Source organism: Massilia sp. Root335 (assembly GCF_001425685.1).
Lineage (GTDB): Bacteria > Pseudomonadota > Gammaproteobacteria > Burkholderiales > Burkholderiaceae_D > Telluria > Telluria luteola.
This window is the reverse complement of the sequence record NZ_LMCY01000026.1, coordinates 2,900-28,249: the sequence shown is the minus strand read 5'-3', so window position 1 is coordinate 28,249 and position 25,350 is coordinate 2,900. Positions and strand designations below refer to the sequence as shown.

Below are 25,350 nucleotides of genomic sequence, written 5' to 3'. Positions count from 1 at the left end.
AAAACGGATCCGCCTGGTCCCAGCGCCACACGATCTGGTTGTCGACTGCGCGGATGAGCACGCGCGGCGCGCGCTAAGTACAGCCCAAGTGACCTGTACTTCACCAAAATCCCATACCTTATTTTCCTAAAGGCGTGTAATTCAAAATGACGTGACTACCGTTTAGTGCGACTTTTAACTCATAATCAGCGGATATGGCCATATAATGTGCAGTTTGTAGCGAAATCATAAACATCGCGCACCAATTTGAAGGCCCCCTCCATGGCCCTTTCTCCATCAATCCAATTTCATTCACCGGCAGCCATAACCCAACCTCTTTGGCAAGTATCTTTCCTCTCCAGCCACCAAGGATCGAAATCTCAAGCGTGTCATGAGCATCAAAAGCTCGCTTTATGTTTTTCATGAATTTTTTACTGGGATATATTATCTTCATCCATGCCCTCCGCCGAGAACCTTTTTGCATATAAGATAAGATGCAATGCATCCGCCGTAGCCGACAAATTTGCTTAAATAATCTTTTGTGAAAGTTTGCACAGACTTCTTGCAAACATCAAAAATCGTCTCACAATCCGGCTTTTGAGGAGGAGGTAACTTAGGGAGCGGCACTTCAACATAACAATTTTCCGGAGCTTTCTTTGGTGGCCAAGATATACCGTTTGGAAAATCCTGTGGTGGAATGATCCCATTCATGCTCCATGTTGGCAGATATGGACTTGGTTTAAACCAATCGTTGTTTTGGCCAAGTGACGGCAACGATGGGTTTGACGGTGTTACTGGAATAGGTAGGAAAGCCGGCCCTGCCGGGATCGGCACAGGCAAAGCGGCTTGTAGTCCATCTGGATCTGCATAATTGGTTGGACCATTAAATACATATCCGTACGTGTTTATTCCGCCACTTAATCCGATCGGATCGCTCTGGACGTAGCGCCCCGTCTGCGGATCATAATCCCTAAAGTAGTTATAGTGATTATTGGTCTCCCTGNGAAACCTCAGGTCATAGCCGAACATGCCCAACCCGCTCGGATTCTCATCCGGCGGCACCATTCCAAACGGATCCGCCTGGTCCCAGCGCCACACGATCTGGTTGTCGGCCGCGCGGGTCAGCACGCGCGGCGCCTGCAGATGGTCGGCATAGACATAGTAGACGGCAGGGCCGGACGCGCCCGGCTTGATGACCGCAACCGGCAGGTCGCCGAGATAAACGGTTTCCTGTAGCGGCTTGCCGTGTGCATCGTATTCGCCAAGCAGATGTCCTTGTTCGTCATACACATAATATGTCGTGCCGGCGGAGGAGGTCTTGAACACGCGCTCACCCCGGCCATTGGTGAGATAGCGCGTCATGATCCCGGCCCTCGTCGCGCTGTCGATCTGGTGATTCGCGTTGTACGTATAGCGGACCACGCCATCGTCAAGCAGATTGCCCGCCGCGTCGAAGGTATTGGTCCTGGCCGGCGCCGGTCCCGTCGTGGCGAGCAGGCGGTTGCTCGTCGCACTGAGCGTGTACGTATAGCTGGCGGCGCCAAAGCTGACCTGCATACGGTTGCCGTTCTTGTCGTACGCATAGCGCTGGCTGGTTCCCATGCCATCGAAGCCGGTCAGGCGGTCCAGGTCATCGTAGGAATATGTCTGATCCAATGCACTTGCTTGCGCATTCCCGGTGTGCGTCGTGGCCGCGATGCGGTCCGCGGCGTCGTAGTGCAAGGCGCGGATCACGCCTTGATGTGCGGGATGGCCGAGCGGATAGCTGACCAGATTCCCGTCGAGATCGAATCCCCTGACGTACCGGTTCGGACTGGTCGAGGTGTGGTTGCCCCAGGTCCAGCCGCTGACGGCACCCATCGGGCGGTAGGCGATCTCGGTCAGGAGCGGCGTCGGCATGGTCGTACCGGGGGCCAACAGCGCCAGGCTGGCCGGCCGTCCCGTGTCGTCATGGGCGATGTCGATGCGGATACCGCTCGGGTAAGTCATCGAGACGAGGTGTCCGGTACCGGGGCCATCGCTTCCGTAGACGTAACGCACGGCGAAGGTCGATGTGACGGCGCCGGTGACGGTCTGGGTCTTGCCGATCAATCGACCGAAACCGTCGTAGGCGAATTCCGTGTGCCCCGAGTCGTCGCGCATCGCCGTCAATTGCCCAGCCGCCTGAGTGTCCGGTGCGCCGTACTGATAGCTGGTGATCCTGATCGACGGGGAAGTGACGCCGGCACGCGTTACGCGTCCGATCGGGTCGTAGCCGTAGCGCGTGACGACGCCACGCGCATCTGTACGGGATGCCAGTCTGCCGGCCCCGTCGAACAGATAGGAACTGGTGCCGGTGTCCGGACTGGACAGCGCGGTACGCTGGCCGAACCCGTCCACTGTATAACGGGTCGTCAAACCCTTCGGGTCCCGCAGCGTGAGCAGTTCACCCTGCTGATCGTAGGTGTAGTCGATCAGGTGCCGGCTCGAGTTCGACATCGGTGTAGGCAGTTGTTCGCGCACGACGCGATTGAAACTGTCGTATTGCCGGGTCGTGTAGCGTCCCAGCGGATCGGTCCATTTGGTGAGATTGCCGTTGCGGTCGTATTCGAAGTTCGTGCCAGTCTGCTGCAGGGCGTGCTGCTCGCGCTGCAAGCGGTTCAACGCATCGAAAGAGCGCGACAATTTGAAGGCCAGCGTGCCCTGGGGATCGTAGACCTGCTCTCCGATCACATTACCGAATCCGTCCAGATCGAAATGCTTGTGGTTGCCGGCGTTGTCGGTCACATCGGTCAAGCGATGAGCGGCATCGTAAGCGTAGGTGAACGACGCGCCATCCGGATCGGTCGTGCGCGTCAGGTTGCCGACGAGGTCATAGCCAAATTCCCGGCGTTCGACGTCGCCATTCCCATCCTCGAGTACCGTGCCCGACAGCCGCTGGTCCGGGCCGTAGCGCAGACGCATGGTATTCCCGTTGGCCAGGCGAATGACAGTGGGCTTTCCGGCAAGCGAATATTCGGAATAGTGCGTCACGTCTCCAGCCGCATTGGTCACGCTGGCGAGGTCGCCGGCGTTATGTGTTGCCGAGCCATCCTGATAATAGACGTAGGTGGTCGTGGCGCGGCGCCCTTCCGCATCCGCGGGATCGCGCGCTTGCAGGATCCTGCCGTTGGTATCGTAGATGTAATCCCATACCCGCGCGGCGCCGATGCGCAGCGCCGATAGGCCAGCACTGCCATTCACGTCGGACGTCGCCTGAACGCTTACCGAACATAATAGGGGAACGGGCTTGCCGTTTGCGAGCACGGCTTCGGGAGCGCACGCGGCTGTCATACCGCTGGCGTCAGGCTGGCCATTGTAGCGATAGGTCGTTATGCGGTTGGGTTCCGCAACAACGGTCTGGAGGGGGAAATCGGGATGCCACTGGGTGGCCGTCCTGCGTGCCGTTTTCCTGGGCTGCACAGCAGTATCGCTGGCCGGGCAGCCATCGCTGTTCAGCAATCCATCGACTCTGCTCGTCTCCAGATTGCGGGCGTCGTAGCGATAGCAAGTCATGTTGCCGTTGAAATCCGTCCGGCTGGTGACATTCCCTTGCGGGTCGTGCGTGATCGCGTTCGATCCAGCCGTGCAGCCAGCCCCGCCTGGCTGGCTTTCGCCTGTGGCGACGCCTAAATTATTGATATATTGCAGCCCGATCGTGCGTTGGGTGCCCAGCGGATCGGTAATGATCCGCGTGAAGTCGTCCGGATAAGCGAAGCTGTAGCGATAGGTGCCGCCGGCATGTTCCGATGACACAGTGCGGCTATTTCCATCGTATGCATACGTCGCGAATCGCTGGCCGTTCTCATCGGTGATTCCGGTGAGCAGAAAGGGGTTGTGCGTGTCTTCGTAATGGTAATGCCTGCTGCCGAGAACCACGCCAAACGCATCCGTATACTCGACCGATATTAGGCGCGCTTTGGTGCCCCAGGACGGATAGTCGCCCCACGGGGTGTCATAACTGTAGAGAACCTTGCCATCGGGGCCGCTGATCGAAGCGACTTGGCCGTTCGAGCCCCAGTCCACGTCGAGCTTCCGGCCCTGATCGTCGAGCACTTCCTGGAGCAACAGGCTATCCGAAGCATAAGTAAAATGCTGGGTGGCGCCGTCCAATGCCTGGGAGCTGAGCAGAACGAAACGGTCATTTGTCCCCGAGGCGATTCTCTTGTAGTGCTCGGCCCGTCCATCCTGGATCAGCAGCCAATCCTCATACGACGCATCGAGGGCCTCCAGCGTCGCCGCTTGGTCTCGAGACGATTTATATTTGCCGGCAACGGCGTTCCAGTCGAATTTGAAATCCGTTCCGTCGCCCAGGCTGCCTTCGATCGTCAGAGGCCGGGCATTTGTCGCCGAGCGCCGTGTGATGCTGAAAGCGCGGTCGAACCAGAAGAACCAGGTTGCGCCTCCCGATGATGCCGTCGAAGCGTCATTGAATATCCGGTAAGTGCGCGTGACGGCTAGCGATTCCGTCACGCCGCCCACCAGATCGGTTTCGCGCTGGACTTTCGCGCCAGTCGAGACGATCACCGGATTACCCTGCGCAAAACCCGCTTGCCCGGACTGGCAAGCGAGCGGCACCGCCGGTTCCTGGCGTTTGACGCAGATGCCTTCGCGGGTCGCATGATAACCCGACTGACACGCCAGGTAGGTCAAGCCAAACCAATCGACACCGCCAGCCTGGATAAAACTCGGATATTTGCACTGGACCAGCAGACTGTTAGCGCTATACGGCCGCATGTCCACCAAGGTCGTGCCCATGTGGTTTTTCGCCGTGCGCCTGCATGCCTCTTCGGGCGTAGCGGCGTAATCGCCCGGGGCATTGGTACCCGTGTAGTACCACCAACCGATTGTTCCCTCGGGCAATCCAGTATCGGACGCGCTTGCATATCCGGCCATCCCAAGCGCGAGAAGCCAAGTTGCTTTGTATACCAGGGAGGTATTTTCCATTGCCGTTCCATGAGAAATGTACGGACGGAACGGTAGCCTCCCACATCAAAGTGAATTTTGAGAAATTGCAATATACATAACTTAATTGTAAAAATTTTATTTTTATGAAGTATCGGAAATTGATGATTCGTCAAAATTTGGCGCGGGTCTGTCCTGACTCAGAGGCAACTTCGTCGATTCGGTCAGTTCTGGCGCCTGGGATTACTGGCACGCGCTGCGTTCGATGACAAAGATCGATGGCGGACAAGTCAGTTCGCGCCGCCGGCGTGCGATGCCGCCCGAGGCAGCGCCGCACGCCGGCGGCGAGCGCGTCAGGCGCCTGCGCCGACGCCGGCCGGCAGCGCATAGCCCGGCTCCAGCAGGCCGGGAATCGGTTCACCCTCCACCACGACGATCTCGCCGATGCTTTGCGCGCGCGCGACGATGCGGTCGCCGTTCGCGATGTGGCTGCCGACGAGGGCGATGGGGCGGTTCGCATACGTCGATGCATGCCCGGCACCCGACACGATCACGCTTTCGCTGCCGTCCGGGTAGCGCACCCGGTCGCCGACGCAGGCGATGCGGAAATCGTCCGCGGGTTCGCCCTGGGATGCGAGGACCACTTCGCCGCCGCGGCGGGTGCGCGAGCCGATCGTCGCGATGGGGTAGCGGGCGATGACCTTGCGCGGCGCGGCTGCGCCCTGGGCTGTGTTGGTGGCAGAGGCTGCATCATTGGCACGTACTGATTTCATCCGGTTCTCCAGAAGTTTGCAAATGAGTGGGATGCTATCGCCGCTTATGATTGTCAAAAGGCTGTAAAAAAGCGACACATTCCCGGCAACGGGTACACGGGTTCGTACACCGGAGCTCATTGAAGCGCGGGGTTGATTTATGCCAATTGATGCAGCGCAAGTCAAAACTGGCACTCGCCGGGAATCAGGGGATTCCGACAGGCCCGCTGGTTAACTTCCGATCAGCAATAAAGACGATGCCGCATCGACCGGCGGTTACAGGTCGATGCGGCATGAAAGGAGAGGTGCCCGTCGTACCGGGCGCGAGTTCAGGAAGCTTGGCCGTTCTCGAGGAAGGAACGCAGCATCCACGCATTCTTTTCGTGGATTTCCATGCGGTCGCTCAGCATGCCGGCGCTGGGCTGGTCGTTGGCGTCGTCGGCGATCTTGAACGCTTCGCGCACGGTGCGGATCAGCGCTTCCTGGCCCTCGACCAGCTGGCGGATCATTTCCTGCGCGTTCGGCACGCCGGCTTCTTCCTTGATCGACGACAGTTCCACGAAGCGGGCATAGGTGCCGGGCGCGAAATGGCCCAGGGCGCGGATGCGCTCGGCGATGTTGTCCAGCGCGTTCCACAATTCCGTGTACTGTTCCATGAACATGATGTGCAGCGTCTGGAACATCGGGCCCGTCACGTTCCAGTGGAAATTGTGCGTCTTCAGGTACAGCATGTAGCTGTCCGCCAAAACGCGCGACAGCGACGCGGCGATGTTGGCGCGGTCTTCGGTGCTGATGCCGATATTGATCTTGCTCATGGTGTTCTCCTGTCAGGTTGTCGTTGCTGCATGGATGAACGACAGCTTAACAGGATTAACCAATAGACGTTGTTTATATTCCTAATCAAATTGATAGGAAAAGCCGATGATGGGATGCCCCATCACCGGCGCTGCGTCAGTGCTTGACGCTGGACGCGGGCGCCACGGCATCGGCCGTCGTGTCGCTGGCGAACAGCTGGGCGCAGTCGACGGCGTCGAAGCCGTAGTGCTTGCCGCAGAAGTCGCAGTTGATGCCCAGCTCGCCCAAGTCGTGCAGGGCGGACTCGACCTCCTGCTGGCCCAGCATCTTGAGCATGTTCGCGACTTTTTCGCGCGAGCACGTGCAGTGGAACTCGGGATGCAGCGGGTCGAACACGCGGATCGTCTCTTCCCAGAACAGGCGCTTGAGTAATGTTTCCACGTCGGCCGTGAGCAGCTCTTCCTGCTTCAGCGTCTGGCCCAGCATGACGGCGCGGGTCCACGTTTCCAGATCTTCTTCCTCGCTGGCCTGCTTGACCTGGCCTTCGACGGCGCTGTTGCGCGGCAGCTTTTGCAGCAGCAGGCCGCGCGCGACGTTCTCGTCGGCCGCCAGCCACAGCTTGGTGTCCATCTGTTCCGAGCGCAGCATGTAGTTTTCGATGACGGTCGCGATGTCCTCGCCGACGAGCGGCACGACGCCCTGGTAAGGCTGCTGGCCCGGGACCTTGTCCTGCGGGTCGAGCGTGATCACGAAGCGGCCGCGACCATGCTGGTTCAGCAGCTGGACGACGGTCGCGTCGTCCGGCACCTCGGCACCGTCGCGCAGCTTGGCGGTGGCGCGCAGGCGCAGGTTCGCGTCGCACTCGACGACGAGCAGCTTCACCAGGCCGTCGCCATGGATCTGCATCACGATCGAGCCGTTGAACTTGAGGTTGGCCGACAGCAGCGCCGCCGCGGCAACCATTTCGCCCAGCAAGGCGCGCACCGCCTTGGGATAGGCGTGGCGCGACTGGATCTCGCGCCACGCGTTGGAAATCTCGACGAGTTCGCCGCGTACGGCCGCATTGTCGAAGATGAATTTCTGGAGGATGTCCTTGCTGGTTTCAGTCGTCATTCTTTATCCGATTTTCTTGAGCTCCGCCTTGAAGCGCCTGCCGCGCTCGATATAGCTGGCGGCATTGCCCTGCAGGCGGAGCAGGTCGTCTTCCGTGAGCGTGCGTACCACCTTGGCCGGGGCGCCCAGGATCAGCGAGTGGTCCGGGAAGTCCTTGCCTTCGGTCACGACGGCGCCGGCGCCCACGAGGCAGCCCTTGCCGATCTTCGCGCCGTTCAGCACCACGGCCTGGATACCGATCAGCGCGCCGTCCCCGACGGTGCAGCCGTGCAGCATCGCCTGGTGGCCGACGGTGACGTTCTTGCCGAGCACGAGCGGAAAACCCATATCCGTGTGCATCACCGTGCCTTCCTGCACGTTGCTGCCGGCACCGATCGTGATGCGTTCGTTGTCGCCGCGGATCGTCACGCCGAACCAGACCGAGGCATCCGCCTCGACCGTGACCTTGCCGATCAGGTTCGCCGAATCGGCGACATAGGCCGAAGGATCAATCTCGGGCGCATGCTCGCCCAACTGGTAAATTGCCATGGGGTGCTCGCGGAAGGTTGAGATGGCCGTATTTTACGCCCTCCCGCCTGCATCGTCCGGCAAGTCGCCCAGATGGGGCCGGCCAGCGGAAATACAAGCTTCATGCTTATAATGCGAACGGTCGTACTAATTTAAATCCCAGACAGGAAACGCCATGACACCGTCCCGCTCCGAATTCCTCACCATCCGCGGCCTAGCAACCCACGTCCGTCACTGGGGCCGCGCGGGCGCGCCCAAGCTGTTCATGGCGCATGGCTGGATGGACATGTCGGCATCGTTCCAGTTCGTCGTCGACGCGCTGGCCGGCGACTGGCACGTGATCGCCCACGACTGGCGCGGCTTCGGCCTCACCGACCGCACGGGCAACGACACCTACTGGTTCCCCGACTACTTCGCCGACCTGGAAGCGCTGCTGGACCATTATTCGCCCGACGCGCCCGTGAACCTGCTCGGGCACAGCATGGGCGGGAACATCGTGAGCGTGTACGCGGGCGTACGCCCGGCGCGCATCGCGAAGCTCATCAACCTGGAAGGCTTCGGATTGCCCGCGACGCATCCCGCGCAAGCGCCGGGCCGCTACGCCAAATGGCTGGACGAGGTGAAGGCGCCGCCGGCCATGAGCGGCTATGCCAGCCTGGAAGCGGTGGCGGCGCGCCTGCAGAAGACGAATCCGCGCCTGCCGGCGGACCGCGCCGCGTTCCTCGCGCAGCACTGGTCCGCGCGGAACGCGCAGGGCGCGTGGGAAATCCTGGGCGACCCGGCGCACAAGATGACGGGACCGCTGCTGTACCAGGTGGAAGAAGTGCTCGCCTGCTGGCGCCGCATCACGGCGCCCGTGCTGTGGGTCGAGGCCGAGCACACGGACATGTGGCGCTGGATGGGACCGAAGGAGGAGGCGCGCCACGAGGTCGACCGCCGCCTGGCCCAGCTGGCGGACGTCACGCCGCGCATGATGCCGGACGCGGGGCATATGCTGCATCACGACCAGCCGGAGGCGCTGGCGCGGATGATCGAGGAATTCCTGGCCGCTTGACGTCTCGTGGGCACGGGGTGCCCACGATTCGCGCCGGATGCGAACCGCGTACAATGGTATTTCGCAAAGACACCCAAGGTCCGGATGCCGCATATGAAAGTCGATCTCCACTGCCACTCCAACGTCTCCGACGGCGTGCTCACGCCCGCCGCCGTGGCCGCGTATGCCCGCAAGGGCGGCGTCGACGCGTGGGCGCTGACGGATCACGACGAGCTGAAAGGCGTCAAGGCCGCACGTGCGGAGGCATTGGCGCTCGGCATGCGCTTCGTGCCCGGCGTGGAGATTTCCGTGACGTGGGCGAACGAGACCGTGCACCTCGTCGGCCTGCAGATCGATGAAGACAATCCCATCCTCGTGCAGGGCCTGGCCGCCACGCGCCACGGGCGCGACGCGCGCGGGCGCGAGATCGCCGCGCAGCTGGACAAGGCCGGCATCCCGAACGCGTACGAGGGCGCGCTGAAATACGTCGGCAATCCGGACCTGCTGTCGCGCACCCATTTTGCGCGCTATCTGTGCGAGATCGGCGCGTGCTCGACGACGTCCGAGGTGTTCCGCCGCTACCTCACCGAAGGCAAGCCGGGCTATGTGCCGCACCGCTGGGCCACCCTGGCCGACGCGATGGGCTGGATCCGCGCCGCCGGCGGCATTCCCGTGATCGCGCACCCGGGCCGCTACCGCTTCGACGCGACGGCCGAGGGCGCGCTGTTCGACGAATTCAAGCAGCTCGGCGGCAATGCCATCGAAGTCGTCACGGGCAGCCACACGCCGGACCAGTACGCGACCTATGCCGAGGTGGCGCGCCGCTACGGCTTCCTCGCGTCGCGCGGGACCGATTTCCATGCGCCGGGGGAAGCGCGCGTGGAGTTCGACCAGCTGCCGCCGCTGCCGAGCGGGGTGGTGCCGGTCTGGCATGACTGGTTTTAAGCGATAGCCCATGCATACGTCGTCCCCGCGAAGGCGGGGATCCAATTCACGCCGCGTCGACGCACAAAACTTGGGTTCCCGCCTTCGCGGGAACGACGGCTTTTCGGCCGCGTATCATCGTCGACGCTTGAAATTTCATCATCCCGCCCTTATCTTGTCCGACTGATATCGAACCCGGCCGGAGATCCTTCCTCATGAAGCGCATACTGCTGTTCCTCGCCACCAACCTCGCCGTCGTGCTGGTGCTGTCGATCGTGCTGAACGTCCTCGGCGTCGGGCGTCCGGTCGGCGGCGCCGGGATCAACGTCGGGGCGCTGCTCGTGTTCTCGCTCGTCGTGGGCTTCACGGGCGCGATCATCTCGCTGTTGATGAGCAAGCCGATGGCCAAATGGTCGACCGGGGCGCGCGTCATCGAGCAGCCCGGCAATGCCACCGAGGCATGGTTGATGAACACCGTGAGCAACCTCGCGCAGCGCGCCGGCATCGGCATGCCGGAAGTGGCCGTGTACGAGGGCGAACCGAATGCGTTCGCGACGGGCGCCTTCAAGAATTCCGCATTGGTGGCGGTGTCGACGGGCCTGCTCGCCAACATGAACCGCGAGGAAGTCGAGGCCGTGCTGGGCCACGAGATCGCGCACGTGGCGAACGGCGACATGGTCACGCTCACCCTGATCCAGGGCGTCGTCAACACCTTCGTCGTGTTCCTCGCGCGCGTCGTCGGCTTCTTCGTCGACAACGTCGTGTTCCGGCGCGGCGACAACGGGCGCGGCCCCGGCATCGGTTACGCGGTCACCGTGTTCGTGTGCGAGATCCTGTTCGGCCTCGTCGCGTCGCTCATCGTCGCCTGGTTCTCGCGCCAGCGCGAATTCCGCGCGGACGCCGGCTCGGCCCAGCTGCTGGGCAGCGCGCTGCCGATGCAGCATGCGCTGGCACGCCTGGGCGGCCTGCAACCCGGCGCGCTGCCGCAGTCGATGGCGGCGTCCGGCATCTCCGGCCACGGCAGCGGCTGGGGCGCGCTGTTCGCGTCGCACCCGCCGATGGAAGAACGCATCGCGGCATTGCAAGCCTTGCGCCAGACGGGGTTGGCGCGATGACGCAATATTTCGAAGTCCACCCCCACAATCCGCAGGCGCGGCTGATCCGCCAGGCCGCCCAGATCATCCAGTCGGGCGGCATCGTCGCCGCGCCGACCGATTCCGCCTATGCCCTCGTGTGCCGCCTGGACGACAAGGCGGCCGTCGAAAAACTGCGGCGCATCCGCGGCGTCGACGAGAAGCACCACCTGACGCTGCTCGTGCGCGACCTGTCCGAGATCGCCACCTATGCGCGCGTCGACAACCGCCAGTACCGGCAGCTGAAAGCCGTCACGCCGGGACCGTACACGGTGATCCTGGAGGCGACGAAAGAGGTGCCGCGGCGCCTGTCGCATCCGTCGCGCAAGACGATCGGCATCCGCGTGCCGGAAAACGCGATCCTGCTCGCGCTGCTGGAAGAACTGGGCGAGCCGCTGATCGGCACCACGCTGCAACTGCCGGGCGACGACCAGATGCTGTCCGATCCGGACGAAGTGCGCGCGCGCCTCGACCGTCAGATCGAGCTCGTGATCGACGGCGGCGCCGGCACGCTCGAACCCACCACCATCGTCGACCTCACGGGACCTGACGCCGAGCTCGTGCGCGAGGGCCGCGGCGACCCCGCCGCGTTCGGCCTCTAGCGCCCGCGGCCGTCGTGACCGCGCGCTCTGATAGAATCGCAGTCTATGGATGAACTCATACGCAATCTGGCAGTGTATGCACTGCCTGTCCTCTTTGCGATCACGATGCACGATGCCGCCCAGGCATTCGCCGCACGGTACTTCGGGGACAACACCGCCCACGCCGCAGGGCGTACCACTTTCAATCCCCTTGGCCACATCGATCCCATCGGCACCATCGTCATTCCGGTGGTGATGTACCTGATGTCCGGCTTCGTGTTCGGCTATGCGAAACCGCTGCCGATCAACTACGGCCAGATGCGCCATCCCAAGCGCGACATGGCGTGGGTGGCGCTGTCCGGTCCCGGCGCCAATTTCGTGATGGCCCTGATGTGGCTGCTGATCGCGATCTTCCTGCAGTATTTCGGCGTGCAGGAAGATTTTCCGCACCTCGTGGCCGACGCGGGCGTCAAGACCAACCTGTGGCTGATGGCGTTCAACCTGCTGCCGATCCCGTCGATGGATGGCGGCCGCGTGCTGTTTTCCATGCTGCCGCACAAGGCCGCGTTCCAGTTCGCGCGCCTGGAGCCGTACGGCTTCATCATCCTGCTGGCCCTGATCTTCCTGAAGGTGATCGGTTACTGGCTGTTCTTCGTCGAGCTGATCGCGAAGCTGCTGCTGCACCTGATCGTCTCTCCCCTGAACATTCTCTTGACCTGATACCGCTATGTTTCCCGACCGTGTCGTTTCCGGCATGCGCCCCACCGGGCTGATGCACCTTGGCCACTACCACGGCGCCCTGAAGAACTGGATCCGCATGCAGTCCGAACTGCCATGCCTGTTCTTCGTGGCCGACTGGCACGCGCTGACCACCCACTACGACGACCCGACGATCATCGAAAAAAGCACCTGGGACATGGTCATCGACTGGCTGGCGGCCGGCATCGATCCGGCCCAGGCCACGATCTTCATCCAGTCGAAGGTCCCGGAACACGCGGAGCTCCACCTGCTGCTGTCGATGGCCACGCCGCTCGGCTGGCTCGAGCGCGTGCCGACGTACAAGGACCAGATCGAGAACCTGTCCAGCCGCGACCTGGCCACCTACGGCTTCCTCGGCTACCCGCTGCTGCAGGCGGCCGACGTGCTGATCTACCGCGCCACGCAGGTGCCGGTCGGCGAGGACCAGGTCCCGCACATCGAAATGATGCGCGAGATCGCGCGCCGCTTCAACCACCTGTACGGCAAGGAACCGGGCTTCGAGCAGAAGGCGCTGGAGGCCGTGAAAAAGCTCGGCAGCAAGCGCGCCAAGCTGTACGCGGAACTGCGCACGTCCTACCAGCAGGACGGCATTGCCGCCGCGCTGGAGCAGGCGCAGGCCATGCTGGACGAGGCGGGCAGCCTGTCGAACATCGACCGCGAGCGCCTGTTCGGCTATCTCGAAGGCAGCCGCAAGATCATCCTCGTCGAGCCGCAGGTGAAACTGACGGAAGCGTCGCGCCTGCCGGGCCTGGACGGCCGCAAGATGTCCAAGAGCTACGGCAACTCGATCTCGCTGCGCGAAGATCCGGAATCGGTCACGAAGAAAATCCGCACGATGCCGACCGACCCCGCGCGCGTGCGCCGCAGCGATGCGGGCGATCCGCTCAAATGCCCAGTGTGGCAATTGCACGAGGTCTATTCCGCGCCGGCGACGAAGGACTGGGTCATGAAGGGCTGCACGAGCGCCGGCATCGGCTGCCTCGAGTGCAAGCAACCCGTCGTGGAAGCCGTGCTGGCCGAGCAGGAACCGATGCACGAGCGCGCCCAGCAATACATCGACGACCCGTCGCTCGTGCGCGCCATCGTCGCCGACGGCTGCGAGCGGGCCCGCAAGCTGGCGCAGGAGACGATGCGCGACGTGCGCGAAGTCATGGGCCTCTCGTACAGCTGATGCACGGCGCCGGCGACAATCCATCGGCCTGGGTCGCGCGCTGGGCGCGCTCGATGCCGCAAGGCGAGACGCTCGATCTCGCCTGCGGCGGCGGCCGCCATGCGCGCCTGCTGGCCGCGCTCGGCCACCCCGTGCTGGCCGTCGACCGCGACGCGCAAGCGCTGGCGCTGGCGGCCGGGCCCGGCATCACGACGCTGCAAACCGACCTGGAAGCGGAGGGCGCCACGTGGCCTTTCGCGCCGGGCCGCTTTGCCGGCATCGTCGTCACGAACTACCTGCACCGGCCGCTGTTCGCGCACCTGGCGGCGGCGCTGACGCCGGACGGAATGCTCGTCTACGAAACCTTCGCCCTGGGGAACGAACGCTTCGGCAAGCCGTCGAATCCGGCCTTCCTGCTGGCGCCCGGCGAGCTGCTCGACATGGCCGCGAGCCATGGCCTGCGCGTGCTCGCGTACGAGGACGGCGTGGTCGACGCGCCGCGTCCGGCACGCGTGCAAAGGCTGTGCGCGGCGGGGCCGGCATTCGATCCGGCGGCGGTCAGACTGGATATGTAACCAACCTGTAACCATGCCATTTATATGGTGTGGAATGAACCATAACGCCAGGCTATCCGCTACAATCGACAATTATTTATTAACGGCACGGTCCACTGATTATGATTAAGGGCAGCATAGTAGCAATCGTCACACCGATGTTCGAGGATGGAAGTTTGGACAGGGACAGCCTGCGCAAACTGCTCGACTGGCATGTGGCGGAAGGTACGGACGCGATCTGCATCGTCGGTACCACCGGCGAATCGGCCACCGTGAGCCCGGAAGAGCACTGCGAACTGATCAAGCTGACGGTCGACCACGTGGCCGGCCGTGTCCCGGTCATCGCCGGCACGGGCGGCAACTCGACGGTCGAAGCGATCGCGCTCACCCGCCACGCCAGGGAAGTCGGCGCCGACGCCTCGCTGCAGGTCGTCCCGTACTACAACCGTCCGTCGCAGGAAGGCATGTATCGCCACTTCAAGGCGATCGCCGAATCGACCGACTTGCCGGTGTATCTGTACAACGTGCCGGGCCGTACCGTGGCCGACATGAGCAACGAGACCGTGGTGCGCCTGGCCGCCATCGACAACATCGTCGGCATCAAGGACGCGACCGGCAACCTCGCGCGCTGCATCGAACTGCTGCGCGACATCGACCGTTCGTTCGCCGGCAAAGGCAAATCGTTCGGCGTGTACTCGGGCGACGACGCGAGCGCACTGGCGCTGATGCTGTGCGGCGGCGCCGGCAATATTTCCGTGACCGCGAACGTGGCCCCGCGCGCGATGGCCGAGATGTGCAAGGCCGCGCTGAGCGGCCAGACCGCGCGCGCGATCGAGATCAACAACAGCGTGCTCGACCTGCACAGCAAACTGTTCGTCGAACCGAATCCGGTGCCGGTCAAATGGGCGCTGGCCGAGATGGGCAAGATGCCGGCCGGCCTGCGCCTGCCGCTGGCGCCGCTGTCCGCGCAATACCACGACACCGTCCGCGCGGCCCTGCGCGCCTCCGGCGTCCTTTGATTACCAGCTTTAACGATATGACGAACCGCAAGATGATGACCTCCACCGCAGCTCGCACCCTGGCGCTGACCGCCATCGCGTTCAGCCTCGCCGCGTGCACGACCGTGTTCGAATCGGACAAGGTGGACTACAAAGCCTCCAAGAAGGCCGCGCCGCTGGACATTCCGCCGGACCTGACCCAACTGCAAAAGGACAACCGCTACGCCGTGCCGGATGGCCGCGGCGTCGCCACCGCTTCCGGCTTCCAGCAGCAGCGCAGCGCCAATCCGGCCGTTGCCGCGGCGTCGGGCGAACAGATCGGGCAAGTACCCACCGACACCATCCGTATCGAGCGCAACGGCAACCAGCGCTGGCTCGTGGTCAAGGAAACCCCGGAACAGCTGTGGCCGCAACTGCTGGAGTTCTGGCATAACTCGGGCTTCACCGTCGAGACCGAGTCGGCCCAGACCGGCATCATGGAAACCAACTGGGCCGAGAACCGCGCCAAGATCCCGCAGGACTTCATCCGCCGCACGATCGGCAAGGTGTTCGACTCCGCGTATTCGACGGGCGAGCGCGACAAGTTCCGCACCCGCCTCGAGCGCCGTCCGGACGGCATGACCGAGATCTACATCAGCCACCGCGGCGCCGAGGAAGTGCTGACCGGCCCGCAGAAGGAAACGTCGACGTGGACCGCGCGTCCGAACGATCCGGAGCTGGAAGCCGAATTCCTGGGTCGCCTGATGGCCCAGCTGACCGGCACCAAGGTCAAGGAAGCGACCGCGTTCGTGACCAACGCCCCGCTGGAGCCGCAGCACGCCAAGCTGGAAGGCAGCAAGGTCGTCGTCGACGAAGGCTTCGACCGCGCCTGGCGCCGCGTCGGCCTGGCGCTGGACCGCGTCGGCTTCACGGTGGAAGACCGCGACCGCGTGCAGGGCATTTATTTCGTGCGCTACGTCGACCCGGACGCGGTCAAGAAGGAAGGTTTCTTCAGCAAGCTGTTCGGCAGCGACGACAAGAACAAGGAAGCGCAGAAGTTCCGCGTGCTCGTCTCGACCGTGCCGAACGCGACGTCGACCGACGTGACCGTCCAGACGAACGACGGCAAGCCGGAGACGTCGCCGACCGGCGCCAAGATCCTCAAGCTGCTGGCGGACGAGTTGAAATAAGCCCGTATTGCTCGAACGAAAAACCGGCCTGAGCGGCCGGTTTTTTATTGCCCGGCGAATGCGTCGTGGGCACGGGGTGCCTACCCTACGAATTGAACCGGGCCGTGGTTTGGCTGATGCGTCGTGGGCACGGGGTGCCCACCCTACGAATTACACCGGACCGAGTTTGGCTGATCCGCGATGGGCACGGGTGCCTAAGCCTGGCCGTAGGGTGGGCACCCTGTGCCCGCCAACCTTTTGCAAAACCTGCAGGCGTAAAAAAACCGGCCCGCAGGCCGGTTTTTTCAGCGCGGTGCTGATTACTTCGAAGCAGCCGGAGCAGCAGCAGCCGAAGCGGCATCAGCAGCAGCCGAAGCAGCCGAAGCAGCAGCCGAAGCGGCCGAAGCAGCAGCTTCAGCAGCGGCCGGAGCAGCCGGGGTAGCGGCAGCGTCAGCAGCCGGAGCGGCCGGAGCAGCAGCCGGAGCGGTGGTCTCAGCAGCCGGAGCAGCGGCCGGAGCTTCTTCTTTCTTCGAGCAGGCAGCCAGAGCAACAGCCAGCAGGGAAACGATCAGCAGAGATTTTTTCATGGTTTTTCCTTAATTGATTCAAAAGGGTGGTGCGATGAATAATTACCGGTAATTATCGCTCGTCAGGAATTCTCTTGTTTGTATACTTTGGAAAAAGTGCCTACAGACAACGGAACCTTCCTAACCCGATATTATAGCCAAATTTACTGAATCGCAATAGAAAAGTCGTGTCAAGACGTAACAGTTGCCAGAACAGGCAATCTTCATTTTGTTGTAACATGACGGCGCCTGTCCGTGCGCTAGTTCTCATAGGCGAAAGCAAGCGAAAACTAGTGATTACAACCCGGTAACACCGGCCTGCAGACCAGGCTGTGATTCTGCCCAAATTCCATCGAAGCGCAGGCGTGACAGCTCGGTTTGTTGCGGCGCATCAAAAGCGGCTTCGCCGCGCATGTGATTGCTGTGGAAGCGCCGCACGATGTGCAGGTCGTCCGCGATGCAGAACGAATCCGGGAGGTCGCGCAGCCCGCGCGGCGTCCGGCGACACTCGATGGCGTGGGCGTAATCTCGCAGCAGGCGCAGGAAGCGCGGCGCCTCCCGCTCCAGGTGCGCGGCATCGTGCAGCGCCAGGCGCAGGCGGCCGCCGTCGTGCAGGAAGCGGCGCAGGGCGGCATCGACGTCCGGCGCACCCAGGCGGAACGGGACGAAGTCCGGATCGAACATGACGAGCGTCGTCCGCGCCCGCGCCAGCACGTCGCCAAGGCGCTGCTGGAACGCGGCGCGGGTGTCGAAGGGTTCGGGCGCGGGCGCGGCCATGGTCAGTTCAGCTCCAGCCAACCGTCCTGGTACCACGTGTACAGTGCTTCCAGCACGTCGTCGGACGCCTGGGCGAGCAGGGCGCCGGCCAGGCCGCGCTCGTTGGCGAGCACGTCCAGCACGGTCTTGTCGGCGCGTCCGACGGCAAACGATTCGCCGTTGATGAACACGTGCTTGCCGCGATACAGCATCAATGTCTTGGGCGACAACTTGAGGCCCTTCTTCGCCGCCTGCTCCATGAAGCGGCCCATCGTCAGCGGCTTCGCCACCGGCGTGAAGAACACGTTGTGCTTGGGCTCGGACAGGTGTTCGCCCAGGAAGATCGTCACGTCTTCCTCGTCCCAGCGCACCTTGTTGAGCTCTTCGGTGACGGTCGCCAGCATGTCGCGCGGGATCTCTGCCGGGTTCTTCGCGGGCGCCAGGCCCGGATCGGCGTAGCGGCCCGGCAGGTCGATCGAATCGGCCATGAATTGCAGGAAGGCTTCGCCCAGTTCCTGGAACGACGGCGAGCGGAAGCCGATCGAATACGTCATGCATTCGCCCTCGGCCACACCGTCGTGCGCGTAGTGCGGCGGCAGGTACAGCATGTCGCCCGGTTCCAGCACGAATTCTTCCTCGGGCTCGAAGTTGGCGAGGATCTTCAGCGGCAGGCCGTCGACGAGCGTCAGGTCCTGCTGCGCGCCGATGCGCCAGCGGCGCCTGCCCTGCGCCTGCAGCAGGAAGACGTCGTAGGAATCGAAGTGCGGGCCGACGCCGCCGCCGTCCGTCGCATAGCTGACCATCAGGTCGTCCAGGCGCGCGTCCGGCACGAAGCGGAACTGGCGCAGCAGCGCGTCCGCCTTCGCATCGTGCAGGTTCACGCCCTGCACGAGCATGGTCCACTCGCGCTGCGTGCGCGGCGGCAGCCCGGCCAGCGGGCCGTGCTGCATCTCCCAGGTGCCGTCCGCAAGCGTGACGAGGCGCGACTCCACGTGGTTCAGCCGCGCCAGTTCGGCCAGCTTCTCGAACTTGAGCAGCGGCTTGAAATCGGGGATCGCCTGACGGATCAGGAGGGGTTTCTTGTGCCAGTAGTCGCGGAGGAACTGGGCGGGGGTGAGGTTCCCGAGGAGCTGTAATTTTTGCATGCGTCATTATAACCAGCGGCCGTTGTCGCAAGTGGCTTCTAAAACCCTGCAGTGCGACGCGCAGTAGGTTTTTGGAGCCACTGGTGGTAGGGTTATAATCGCAACCTTACCCACGAAAGGAAGTGCAATGAAGATTGCCCAGAACACGGTTGTGTCGGTGAACTACAAACTGTCCGACGCCCAGAACAACCTGATCGAAGACGGCGCCCAGCCGATGGTCTACCTGCACGGTGGCTACGAGAACACGCTGCCCAAGATCGAAGAAGAGCTGGACGGCAAGGACGTGGGTTACACGTCGACGATCCAGATCGAGCCGGAAGACGCATTCGGCGACTACGACCCGAACCTGGTCAAGGTCGAAGAGCGCAACCGCCTGCCGGAGCCGATCGAAGTCGGCATGCAGTTCGAAGGCATGGCCGAGGGCGGCGACGAGGAGCCGGTGATCTTCACCGTCACCGAAATCGCCGACGACAAGGTCGTCCTCGACGGCAACCATCCGCTGGCCGGCATGGCCTTGCGCTTCGACCTGTCCGTGATCGACGTGCGTGCGGCGACGCCGGAAGAGATCACGCACGGCCACGTGCACGGCGCCCACGGCCATGATCACGGCCACGACGACATCGGCGACAGCGAAGAGGGCGACCACTTCCGTAGCCAGCCGCTGCAGTAATCTGCAGCTGGCCTGCGCGGTAACGTCGTTACTTCGTCGTTCCCGCGCAGGCGGGAACCCAATGTCTTCGGCATCGGACGCAAAGCTTGGGTCCCCGCCTGCGCGGGGACGACGTGCGTATTGCGGCGGACGAATCCACCGTTACGTGATCACTGGCCTTTCGCTGGCTTTGCCGGCTTCGCCGCCTCGACCTTGCGCTGATCGACCCTGAACAGGCTCTTCATCGCCGGGTCCACGACCACCTCCAGCGCATCCGCGCCGGCCGCCAGGTGGCCGACGTTGCCGCGCCATTCGATCGCCGGCTTCGCGCGCACGCGCGTGCCGTCGACGAGCAGCACCTTGCCCCGGAATTTTTGCGCCAGCGACAGGATCAGCCGGCGCGGTTCGGCAAAGCCGTCGTTGTCCGGCACGGCGCTGCGCAGCAGGGCGCGCAGGCCGGTCGGTTGCGAGAGCGCCTTCACGTCGCCCTCGGAAAACAGCACGAGCGCTTCCAGCTTGTCGCGCCGGGCGATGGCGAACAGCCGGTTCAGCCAGAACCGGTTCGCGACGAGCCGGTCCTCATACTCGCTGTTGCGGCCCGCCTCGTTGAGGTAGTGGTTGTTATTGGCCGGCATGTTGACGGTCGCATATAACACCTTGCCGACCGACCAGTGGGCATTTTCCGCATAGCTGCGAAAACGCGGGCTCATCGACTGACGCGTCAGCGCCAGCTTGCGCGCGCCCAGCGTGTTCGGCTCGCCGTAGAACAGTTCACGGATGCGGTTCAGGCGCTCGATCGCGTCGGAGCGGCCGGCGCTGTTCTTGCATTCGCTCCAGTCGCTGCCGGCCGGCAGCACGACGACGGGCCGGCGCGCATCGTCGATCAGTTCGCGCCGCTTCTGGTACAGCTTGTCGGTGCACGGTTCGTTCGCACCCTTGATGCCCGTGACGACGAGGAAGGCGACGTCATTGTCGTCGTTGTCGCGCAGTGCCTGCGTGAGGCGTTTTTCGCCGCCATCCGTGAAGCCGTGGCCGATGATGGCGAAGCGGTGCGCGTCGTCCTCGTACGTGTTGCGGATAAGCCCATCCGCGCGCGCGCCGCCCGCGATGGCGCAGGCGCTGGCAAACAGGACGGACAGGATGAGCGAAAAGCGGCGCCGCTGCATCGTCAGGCCGAGGCCAGGCGCTTGAGCTCGTACAGGCGTTCGAGCGCTTCGCGCGGGCTCAGGGCATCCGGATCGATGGTATCCAGCAGCACCAGCGCGGGCGAGTCGGCCGCCTCGTGCAGCGGCGCCGGCGCGGCCGGGGCCGCGGTGCCGGCATCGGCATCGGCATCGGCGTCGGCGTCGTCGCAGGGGGTCGGTGCGAACAGGTCGAGCTGCGGCGTCGCATCGAGCGCCTGCGCCTCCAGCCGCGCCAGGTGCTTGCGCGCGGCGCGGATCACGCCTGGGGGCACGCCCGCGAGCTGCGCGACCTGCAGGCCGTAGCTCTGCGATGCCGGACCATCCTGCACGGCGTGCAGGAACACGATGTTGTCCTTGTGCTCGACGGCCGACAGGTGCACGTTGGCCGCGCTCGGATTCTGCTCCGGCAGCTGGGTCAGTTCGAAGTAGTGGGTGGCGAACAGCGTGAAGCTGCGGCTCGTCTCGATCAGGTGGCGCGCGATGGCCCATGCGAGCGCGAGGCCGTCGAACGTCGACGTGCCGCGGCCAACTTCGTCCATCAGCACGAGCGAGTGCTCCGTCGCGCCGTTCAGGATCGCGGCCGATTCCGTCATCTCCACCATGAACGTGGAGCGGCCGCCCGCCAGGTCGTCGGACGCGCCGATGCGCGTGAAGATGCGGTCGATGGGACCGATCGTCGCGCTCGTCGCCGGCACGTAGCTGCCCACGTAGGCGAGCAGCGTGATCAGCGCGACCTGGCGCATGAACGTCGACTTGCCGCCCATGTTCGGGCCCGTGATCAAGAGCAGGCGGCGCTCGTTCGACAGGATGCAGTCGTTCGCGATGAAGCGCTCGATCTGGTTCTCGACGACCGGATGGCGGCCTTCGACGACCGTCAGGCACGGCGCCTCGACCAGCTGCGGCATGCACCAGTTGTTGCGCACGGCGTGGTCCGCGAGGGCGGTCAGCGTGTCGAGCTGCGCGATGCCGGACGCGATGCGCTGCAGGCACACGATGTGCGGCGCGAGGTCGGCCAGCAGCAGATCGTACAGCAGCTTTTCGCGCGCCAGCGCGCGGTCCTGCGCGGACAGGGCCTTGTCTTCGAACGCCTTGAGTTCCGGCGTGATGTAGCGCTCGCAGTTCTTCAGCGTCTGGCGCCGGCGGTAATCGTCCGGCACCTTGTCGGCCTGGCCGTTCGTCACCTCGATGTAGAAACCGTGCACGCGGTTGTACTCGACGCGCAGGTTGGCGATGCCCGTGCGGGCGCGTTCGCGCGCTTCCAGGTCGACGAGGAACTGGCCGGCGTTCTCGGACAGCGCGCGCAGTTCGTCCAGCTCCGCGTCGAAGCCGCGCGCGAACACGCCGCCGTCGCGCACCATCGCGGCCGGTTCCGGCGCGACGGCGCGCCGCAGCAGGTCGAGGCACGCCTCGGGAATCGCGATGGCATCGAAGATGTCGCGCAGCAGGCACGAGTCGCCCGGGATGAAGCAGCGCGCCACCTGGTCGCGCAGCGCCGGCAGTTGCGTGAGGCCGTCGCGCAGGCTGGCGAGGTCGCGCGGACGCGCCGTGAGCAGCGCGATGCGCGTCGTGATGCGTTCGATGTCCGGCACGTGCGTGAGCGTCGCCGCCAGGTCGGACATCGCTTCGCGCTGGGCCAGCGCGGCGATCGCCTCGTGGCGCGCGCGCGCCACGCGCTGGTCGCGCCTGGCATGGTGCAGCCAGTGGCGCAGCAGGCGCGAACCCATCGCCGTGCGGCAGCCGTCCAGCAGGGAAAACAGCGTGGGCGATTCGTGGCCGCGGATCGTCTCCGTGAGTTCGAGGTTGCGGCGCGTGGACGCATCGAGGCCGATGAATTCGCTCTCCGATTCGACGGCGAGACGCTTCACGTGCTGCAGGCCGCGGCCCTGCGTCGCCTGGGCATAGCGCAGCAGCGCCCCGGCCGCGCCGAACGCGGCGCCGAGACCGTCCGCGCCGAAGCCGGACAGGGTCGCGACGCCGAGCTGGTCGAGCAGCGTCTTGTGGCCGTGCACGACATCGAAATGCCATTCCGGCACGCGCGCCGTGTGGCCGACCGGGCTTGTGTCGAACAGGTCGGCGCCGTTGTTGGCAACCGAGTCCGCGCGCAGCACTTCGGCCGGCGCGATGCGTTCCAGTTCCTGGACCAGGCGTGCTGCGGCCGCGCGCGCATCGCCCGTAAATTCCATCAGCTTGAGCGCGCCGCTCGCCAGCGACATCCACGCGAGGCCGGTCGTGACGACCTTGCGCGTCGCGACCGTGCACACGGCGAGCAGGGGCCGCTCGGCCTTCTCGGGCAGCAGGTCGGCGTCCGTCAGCGTCCCCGGCGTGACGACCCGCACGACCTTGCGCTCGACGGGGCCTTTGCTGAGCGCCGGATCGCCGATCTGTTCGCAGATCGCGCACGACTCGCCCAGCTTGACCAGCTTCGCGAGGTAGGGATCGAGCGAGTGGAAGGGCACGCCCGCCATCTTGATCGGATTCCCGCCCGAGCTGCCGCGCGCCGTCAGCGTGATGCCCAGGATGCGCGCGGCCTTCTCGGCATCCTCGAAGAACAGCTCGTAGAAGTCGCCCATCCGGTAGAACACGAGCATCGTGGGGTAGTCGGCCTTGATGCTCAGGTACTGCTGCATCATCGGGGTGTGCTGGCTTTTTCCGGGCTTCGCACCCTGTGGATCCTTAGGGGTATGTTTTCCGGCGGATGGTTGGGTAGCCGGCGTGTTTGCTGCGGCAGCGCTAATTTCGTGTAGTGCACTCATCGTTTTGGGCAGGGGCGGCTGCGGAAAGGCTTGTACAGTGGTGAGGGTGCCATTTTACCGCTAAGCTCAGCGAACGGAGCGCGGGGCGTCGGCCCCGAAGACGAAAGCGGCCGCGGCGACTGCCACGGCCGGTGATGTGGGCGAGGCCGGTTGCGTTGTCGACCTCGAGGACGGCGCCATTCCTTGTGGATTTTGGCGTGCACGTCCGTGAGGTCACGAGCGCAGTGAGCCCCACGGTCCGCACCATTGCTCAAGCAGGGTCACCCTTTCGGCTGGAGCGCCTTCAGCATGCCGGCCGGCGGCCGCCCGATCAGGCTGCGCGGCAAATAGCCGTAATCGGCCGCACCGGGCTTTTTCCATGCAAGCATCAATGCGAGATCGGGGCCCGGGCCCTGGAAGTAGCGTACGCGGAAATTGTGCGGCCCCTTCTCCAGTTTCACCTGGGTCGCCACCGGCGTCGGTGCGTGGATGCCATCGTTGTCGATTACGTTCTCGTCATCGATGCTGAGAATGGCGCCGTCGTCGGCCAACAATAAGATTTCCCATGTGGCGGGTTCGGCAATGGTCACCGTGAAGCGGATATCCAGCCCGAACCATTCGACCGTCGAGCCCATGCCTGGAAATCCCTCAAGGAAGCTGCGCGGCGTAATATCGAGCTGGGCCAGACAGACGCGCTTAACGGGCTGGCCCCGCATCTCGGTGACCGATCGGGCGTCCCTGCGCAGGCGATAGACGTCGGCAACCATATGCCGATCCGATGCGCCCCCGCATTCTTCGAACAGCTTGGGCGGTGCGGCAGGTGCCGTTACGGCGGCACTGGCCACGGCTGCGGCCTCGACCGGTGGCGGGCGGGGCACGGGAGCGCTGACCGGCGCCGGAGCGGTGACCGGCGACCGAATCGCGTCGGGCACGACGTCGGGCACTGGCGGCGGGGGGACTTTGATCTCGGGCATCGTGGGGGGCGGCAGATCGAACGCCTTCGACTCCGCCGGCTTGGATTCGAGGATCTTTTCCTTCGGCACTTTCTCCTGGAACAGGGTCACATTGGTAGTGCTCGCTTTAGGCAGCTTGGGGCGGGGGACGCGCGACAGCAGCACCGTCGTCAGCAAGGCTATATGGATGAGTACGACAATGGCCAGCGCATGGCGCCTGCTTGCACGTCGCCACTGCGGATCGGGTGCAGCTTCAGGCTGGCGGGGGCTGGGTTCCTGCTGTGTCGCGCGCATTCGTTTCCAAAAATAATGTCGTTCAAATCTGTCGAAATCTAACCGGCTGAGCTCATTTTGCCCGCTACCCAGCGGCGGCGATATTGCCCAAATCGCCAACAAGGTGAACCAAATTTCATGGCCGGCGGCGTCGCTGCGTCGGCGGCCAGCTTGGCCATGCCGCCGTACTCGTGCTTGTCATCGTCGAAGCGGAGCCAGGTAGAAAAATCGCCGGCTGCTGGTGCGTTTCGGGCTGGCGCCTGATAAAAATTGGCGGCCTCGCCCGGCGAAAAATGACTCCGCGCATTGGCAATTTGGAGAATTGCGACGCACACGAGGAGTACGCAGAATGGAGCACAACCCGCTGGAGACCATTCGTGCGGCATCACACCGTCCCGGGCCGCTCATGCCGGCACTTGCCCTGGCAAGCACAGCGCAATGCAGTCAGGTTTTTCTCGTCTGCTACCCAGGCAGGTTTGGTAGCTGCGGCTGCCTTTTTTCAGAACCATGGCGCGGCCGGCACTGGCCGGTCGCGCTTCCACCATCACGTAGCGAGATGCAAATGCGCACACTGACACAACCTTTGGCGATCAAGAACCGGTTACTTCGTTCGGCGGGACTTCTGGCAATGGTCCTGCTGGCCGGTTGCGGTGGCGGTGGTGGCGGCAGCGGCTCGTCCGGGAATGCAGGCGGGGCGGCTTCGGATGTGCCGGCCCCCGCCCCGACGCCCACGCCAGCACCGG

General features: G+C 64.0%; 23 protein-coding genes and 1 pseudogene. 10 read left to right on the top strand and 14 right to left on the bottom strand.

Features of this window, described 5'->3' with window-relative positions; translation table 11 throughout:
- Window positions 1–118 precede the first annotated feature (118 nt).
- The 7 genes and pseudogenes from ASC93_RS30790 to ASC93_RS14205 form a co-directional block, all read right to left on the bottom strand.
- A complete protein-coding gene (locus ASC93_RS30790; RefSeq protein ID WP_157201923.1) occupies window positions 119–403 on the bottom strand; it encodes a hypothetical protein in 285 nt (94 codons plus the stop codon).
- 26 nt (window positions 404–429) lie between these two features.
- A pseudogene (locus tag ASC93_RS32140) lies at window positions 430–982 on the bottom strand (RHS repeat-associated core domain-containing protein); the annotation flags it as partial.
- 1 nt (window position 983) lies between these two features.
- Window positions 984–4,734 (bottom strand): DUF6531 domain-containing protein (locus ASC93_RS32820; protein ID WP_368854533.1); only part of this gene is annotated, 3,751 nt, incomplete at its 3' end.
- A 521-nt stretch (window positions 4,735–5,255) separates the two neighbouring features.
- Window positions 5,256–5,675, bottom strand: a complete 420-nt coding sequence (locus ASC93_RS14220) for a PAAR domain-containing protein (RefSeq protein WP_056443064.1) — start codon at window positions 5,673–5,675, stop codon at window positions 5,256–5,258.
- A gap of 308 nt (window positions 5,676–5,983) precedes the next feature.
- Window positions 5,984–6,469, bottom strand: coding sequence for a Dps family protein (locus ASC93_RS14215; protein WP_056443061.1), 486 nt, complete (start codon window positions 6,467–6,469; stop codon window positions 5,984–5,986).
- Window positions 6,470–6,605: 136 nt separating this feature from the next.
- Entirely contained in the window at window positions 6,606–7,562 is a 957-nt protein-coding gene (hslO, locus tag ASC93_RS14210) for an Hsp33 family molecular chaperone HslO (RefSeq protein ID WP_056443058.1), read from the bottom strand.
- Between the two features lie 3 nt (window positions 7,563–7,565).
- A complete protein-coding gene (locus ASC93_RS14205; RefSeq protein ID WP_056443055.1) occupies window positions 7,566–8,090 on the bottom strand; it encodes a gamma carbonic anhydrase family protein in 525 nt (174 codons plus the stop codon).
- A gap of 154 nt (window positions 8,091–8,244) precedes the next feature.
- Here ASC93_RS14205 and ASC93_RS14200 point away from each other — a divergent pair, with 154 nt between their 5' ends.
- The 9 genes from ASC93_RS14200 to bamC all read left to right on the top strand — a co-directional run bounded on the left by ASC93_RS14200 (window position 8,245) and on the right by bamC (window position 16,370).
- Window positions 8,245–9,123, top strand: a complete 879-nt coding sequence (locus tag ASC93_RS14200) for an alpha/beta fold hydrolase (protein ID WP_056443052.1) — start codon at window positions 8,245–8,247, stop codon at window positions 9,121–9,123.
- 84 nt (window positions 9,124–9,207) lie between these two features.
- Window positions 9,208–10,047 carry a 3',5'-nucleoside bisphosphate phosphatase gene (locus ASC93_RS14195; RefSeq protein ID WP_056443049.1) on the top strand — a complete coding sequence of 280 codons (840 nt, stop codon included), beginning with the start codon at window positions 9,208–9,210 and terminating at the stop codon, window positions 10,045–10,047.
- Window positions 10,048–10,241: 194 nt separating this feature from the next.
- Window positions 10,242–11,141, top strand: a complete 900-nt coding sequence (gene htpX, locus ASC93_RS14190) for a protease HtpX (protein WP_056443044.1) — start codon at window positions 10,242–10,244, stop codon at window positions 11,139–11,141.
- Window positions 11,138–11,761, top strand: a complete 624-nt coding sequence (locus ASC93_RS14185) for an L-threonylcarbamoyladenylate synthase (protein WP_056443042.1) — start codon at window positions 11,138–11,140, stop codon at window positions 11,759–11,761. Before htpX ends, ASC93_RS14185 begins: the two co-directional genes overlap by 4 nt.
- Before the next feature lie 105 nt (window positions 11,762–11,866).
- Window positions 11,867–12,460, top strand: a complete 594-nt coding sequence (locus tag ASC93_RS14180; protein ID WP_307188999.1) for a site-2 protease family protein — start codon at window positions 11,867–11,869, stop codon at window positions 12,458–12,460.
- A 7-nt stretch (window positions 12,461–12,467) separates the two neighbouring features.
- Window positions 12,468–13,670, top strand: coding sequence for a tryptophan--tRNA ligase (locus tag ASC93_RS14175; RefSeq protein WP_056443037.1), 1,203 nt, complete (start codon window positions 12,468–12,470; stop codon window positions 13,668–13,670).
- Window positions 13,670–14,224: a bifunctional 2-polyprenyl-6-hydroxyphenol methylase/3-demethylubiquinol 3-O-methyltransferase UbiG gene (locus tag ASC93_RS14170; protein ID WP_056443035.1), complete on the top strand. Its 555-nt coding sequence runs from the start codon at window positions 13,670–13,672 to the stop codon at window positions 14,222–14,224. The genes ASC93_RS14175 and ASC93_RS14170 overlap by 1 nt, the downstream gene beginning before the upstream one ends.
- 101 nt (window positions 14,225–14,325) lie before the next feature.
- Window positions 14,326–15,222: a 4-hydroxy-tetrahydrodipicolinate synthase gene (dapA, locus tag ASC93_RS14165; protein WP_056443031.1), complete on the top strand. Its 897-nt coding sequence runs from the start codon at window positions 14,326–14,328 to the stop codon at window positions 15,220–15,222.
- A 32-nt stretch (window positions 15,223–15,254) separates the two neighbouring features.
- Window positions 15,255–16,370 carry an outer membrane protein assembly factor BamC gene (gene bamC, locus ASC93_RS14160; RefSeq protein ID WP_229412726.1) on the top strand — a complete coding sequence of 372 codons (1,116 nt, stop codon included), beginning with the start codon at window positions 15,255–15,257 and terminating at the stop codon, window positions 16,368–16,370.
- A 299-nt stretch (window positions 16,371–16,669) separates the two neighbouring features.
- On the opposite strand, the gene ASC93_RS29905 is transcribed toward bamC, so the two are convergent.
- From ASC93_RS29905 to ASC93_RS14150, 3 genes are all read right to left on the bottom strand, one after another.
- Complete coding sequence (locus ASC93_RS29905; protein ID WP_082548044.1) at window positions 16,670–16,936, bottom strand: hypothetical protein; 267 nt, start codon at window positions 16,934–16,936, stop codon at window positions 16,670–16,672.
- A 276-nt stretch (window positions 16,937–17,212) separates the two neighbouring features.
- Window positions 17,213–17,692 (bottom strand): hypothetical protein, encoded by a 480-nt coding sequence (locus tag ASC93_RS14155; protein ID WP_056443025.1) that lies wholly within the window; start codon window positions 17,690–17,692, stop codon window positions 17,213–17,215.
- Window positions 17,693–17,694: 2 nt separating this feature from the next.
- Complete coding sequence (locus tag ASC93_RS14150; RefSeq protein ID WP_056443023.1) at window positions 17,695–18,816, bottom strand: cupin domain-containing protein; 1,122 nt, start codon at window positions 18,814–18,816, stop codon at window positions 17,695–17,697.
- Window positions 18,817–18,943: 127 nt separating this feature from the next.
- Here ASC93_RS14150 and ASC93_RS14145 point away from each other — a divergent pair, with 127 nt between their 5' ends.
- On the top strand, window positions 18,944–19,486 hold the full coding sequence (locus ASC93_RS14145; protein WP_056443020.1) for a peptidylprolyl isomerase: 543 nt from the start codon (window positions 18,944–18,946) through the stop codon (window positions 19,484–19,486).
- Between the two features lie 149 nt (window positions 19,487–19,635).
- Here the strand turns inward: ASC93_RS14145 and ASC93_RS14140 are convergent, their stop codons facing one another.
- The 4 genes from ASC93_RS14140 to ASC93_RS30785 all read right to left on the bottom strand — a co-directional run bounded on the left by ASC93_RS14140 (window position 19,636) and on the right by ASC93_RS30785 (window position 24,993).
- On the bottom strand, window positions 19,636–20,631 hold the full coding sequence (locus ASC93_RS14140) for a hypothetical protein (RefSeq protein ID WP_056443017.1): 996 nt from the start codon (window positions 20,629–20,631) through the stop codon (window positions 19,636–19,638).
- A gap of 2 nt (window positions 20,632–20,633) precedes the next feature.
- Window positions 20,634–23,279 carry a DNA mismatch repair protein MutS gene (gene mutS / locus ASC93_RS14135; RefSeq protein WP_056443011.1) on the bottom strand — a complete coding sequence of 882 codons (2,646 nt, stop codon included), beginning with the start codon at window positions 23,277–23,279 and terminating at the stop codon, window positions 20,634–20,636.
- 383 nt (window positions 23,280–23,662) lie between these two features.
- A complete protein-coding gene (locus tag ASC93_RS14130; RefSeq protein WP_056443009.1) occupies window positions 23,663–24,628 on the bottom strand; it encodes a PA14 domain-containing protein in 966 nt (321 codons plus the stop codon).
- 38 nt (window positions 24,629–24,666) lie between these two features.
- Window positions 24,667–24,993, bottom strand: coding sequence for a hypothetical protein (locus ASC93_RS30785; protein WP_157201922.1), 327 nt, complete (start codon window positions 24,991–24,993; stop codon window positions 24,667–24,669).
- Window positions 24,994–25,350: the final 357 nt, after the last annotated feature.

Coding starts and splice junctions, on each gene's coding strand:
- ASC93_RS30790 (WP_157201923.1), bottom strand. CDS start 403: ATGAAAAACATAAAGCGAGCTTTTGATGCTCATGACACGCTTGAGATT.
- ASC93_RS14220 (WP_056443064.1), bottom strand. CDS start 5,675: ATGAAATCAGTACGTGCCAATGATGCAGCCTCTGCCACCAACACAGCC.
- ASC93_RS14215 (WP_056443061.1), bottom strand. CDS start 6,469: ATGAGCAAGATCAATATCGGCATCAGCACCGAAGACCGCGCCAACATC.
- hslO (WP_056443058.1), bottom strand. CDS start 7,562: ATGACGACTGAAACCAGCAAGGACATCCTCCAGAAATTCATCTTCGAC.
- ASC93_RS14205 (WP_056443055.1), bottom strand. CDS start 8,090: ATGGCAATTTACCAGTTGGGCGAGCATGCGCCCGAGATTGATCCTTCG.
- ASC93_RS14200 (WP_056443052.1), top strand. CDS start 8,245: ATGACACCGTCCCGCTCCGAATTCCTCACCATCCGCGGCCTAGCAACC.
- ASC93_RS14195 (WP_056443049.1), top strand. CDS start 9,208: ATGCCGCATATGAAAGTCGATCTCCACTGCCACTCCAACGTCTCCGAC.
- htpX (WP_056443044.1), top strand. CDS start 10,242: ATGAAGCGCATACTGCTGTTCCTCGCCACCAACCTCGCCGTCGTGCTG.
- ASC93_RS14185 (WP_056443042.1), top strand. CDS start 11,138: ATGACGCAATATTTCGAAGTCCACCCCCACAATCCGCAGGCGCGGCTG.
- ASC93_RS14180 (WP_307188999.1), top strand. CDS start 11,867: ATGCACGATGCCGCCCAGGCATTCGCCGCACGGTACTTCGGGGACAAC.
- ASC93_RS14175 (WP_056443037.1), top strand. CDS start 12,468: ATGTTTCCCGACCGTGTCGTTTCCGGCATGCGCCCCACCGGGCTGATG.
- ASC93_RS14170 (WP_056443035.1), top strand. CDS start 13,670: ATGCACGGCGCCGGCGACAATCCATCGGCCTGGGTCGCGCGCTGGGCG.
- dapA (WP_056443031.1), top strand. CDS start 14,326: ATGATTAAGGGCAGCATAGTAGCAATCGTCACACCGATGTTCGAGGAT.
- bamC (WP_229412726.1), top strand. CDS start 15,255: ATGATGACCTCCACCGCAGCTCGCACCCTGGCGCTGACCGCCATCGCG.
- ASC93_RS29905 (WP_082548044.1), bottom strand. CDS start 16,936: ATGAAAAAATCTCTGCTGATCGTTTCCCTGCTGGCTGTTGCTCTGGCT.
- ASC93_RS14155 (WP_056443025.1), bottom strand. CDS start 17,692: ATGGCCGCGCCCGCGCCCGAACCCTTCGACACCCGCGCCGCGTTCCAG.
- ASC93_RS14150 (WP_056443023.1), bottom strand. CDS start 18,816: ATGCAAAAATTACAGCTCCTCGGGAACCTCACCCCCGCCCAGTTCCTC.
- ASC93_RS14145 (WP_056443020.1), top strand. CDS start 18,944: ATGAAGATTGCCCAGAACACGGTTGTGTCGGTGAACTACAAACTGTCC.
- ASC93_RS14140 (WP_056443017.1), bottom strand. CDS start 20,631: ATGCAGCGGCGCCGCTTTTCGCTCATCCTGTCCGTCCTGTTTGCCAGC.
- mutS (WP_056443011.1), bottom strand. CDS start 23,279: ATGATGCAGCAGTACCTGAGCATCAAGGCCGACTACCCCACGATGCTC.
- ASC93_RS14130 (WP_056443009.1), bottom strand. CDS start 24,628: ATGCGCGCGACACAGCAGGAACCCAGCCCCCGCCAGCCTGAAGCTGCA.
- ASC93_RS30785 (WP_157201922.1), bottom strand. CDS start 24,993: ATGCCGCACGAATGGTCTCCAGCGGGTTGTGCTCCATTCTGCGTACTC.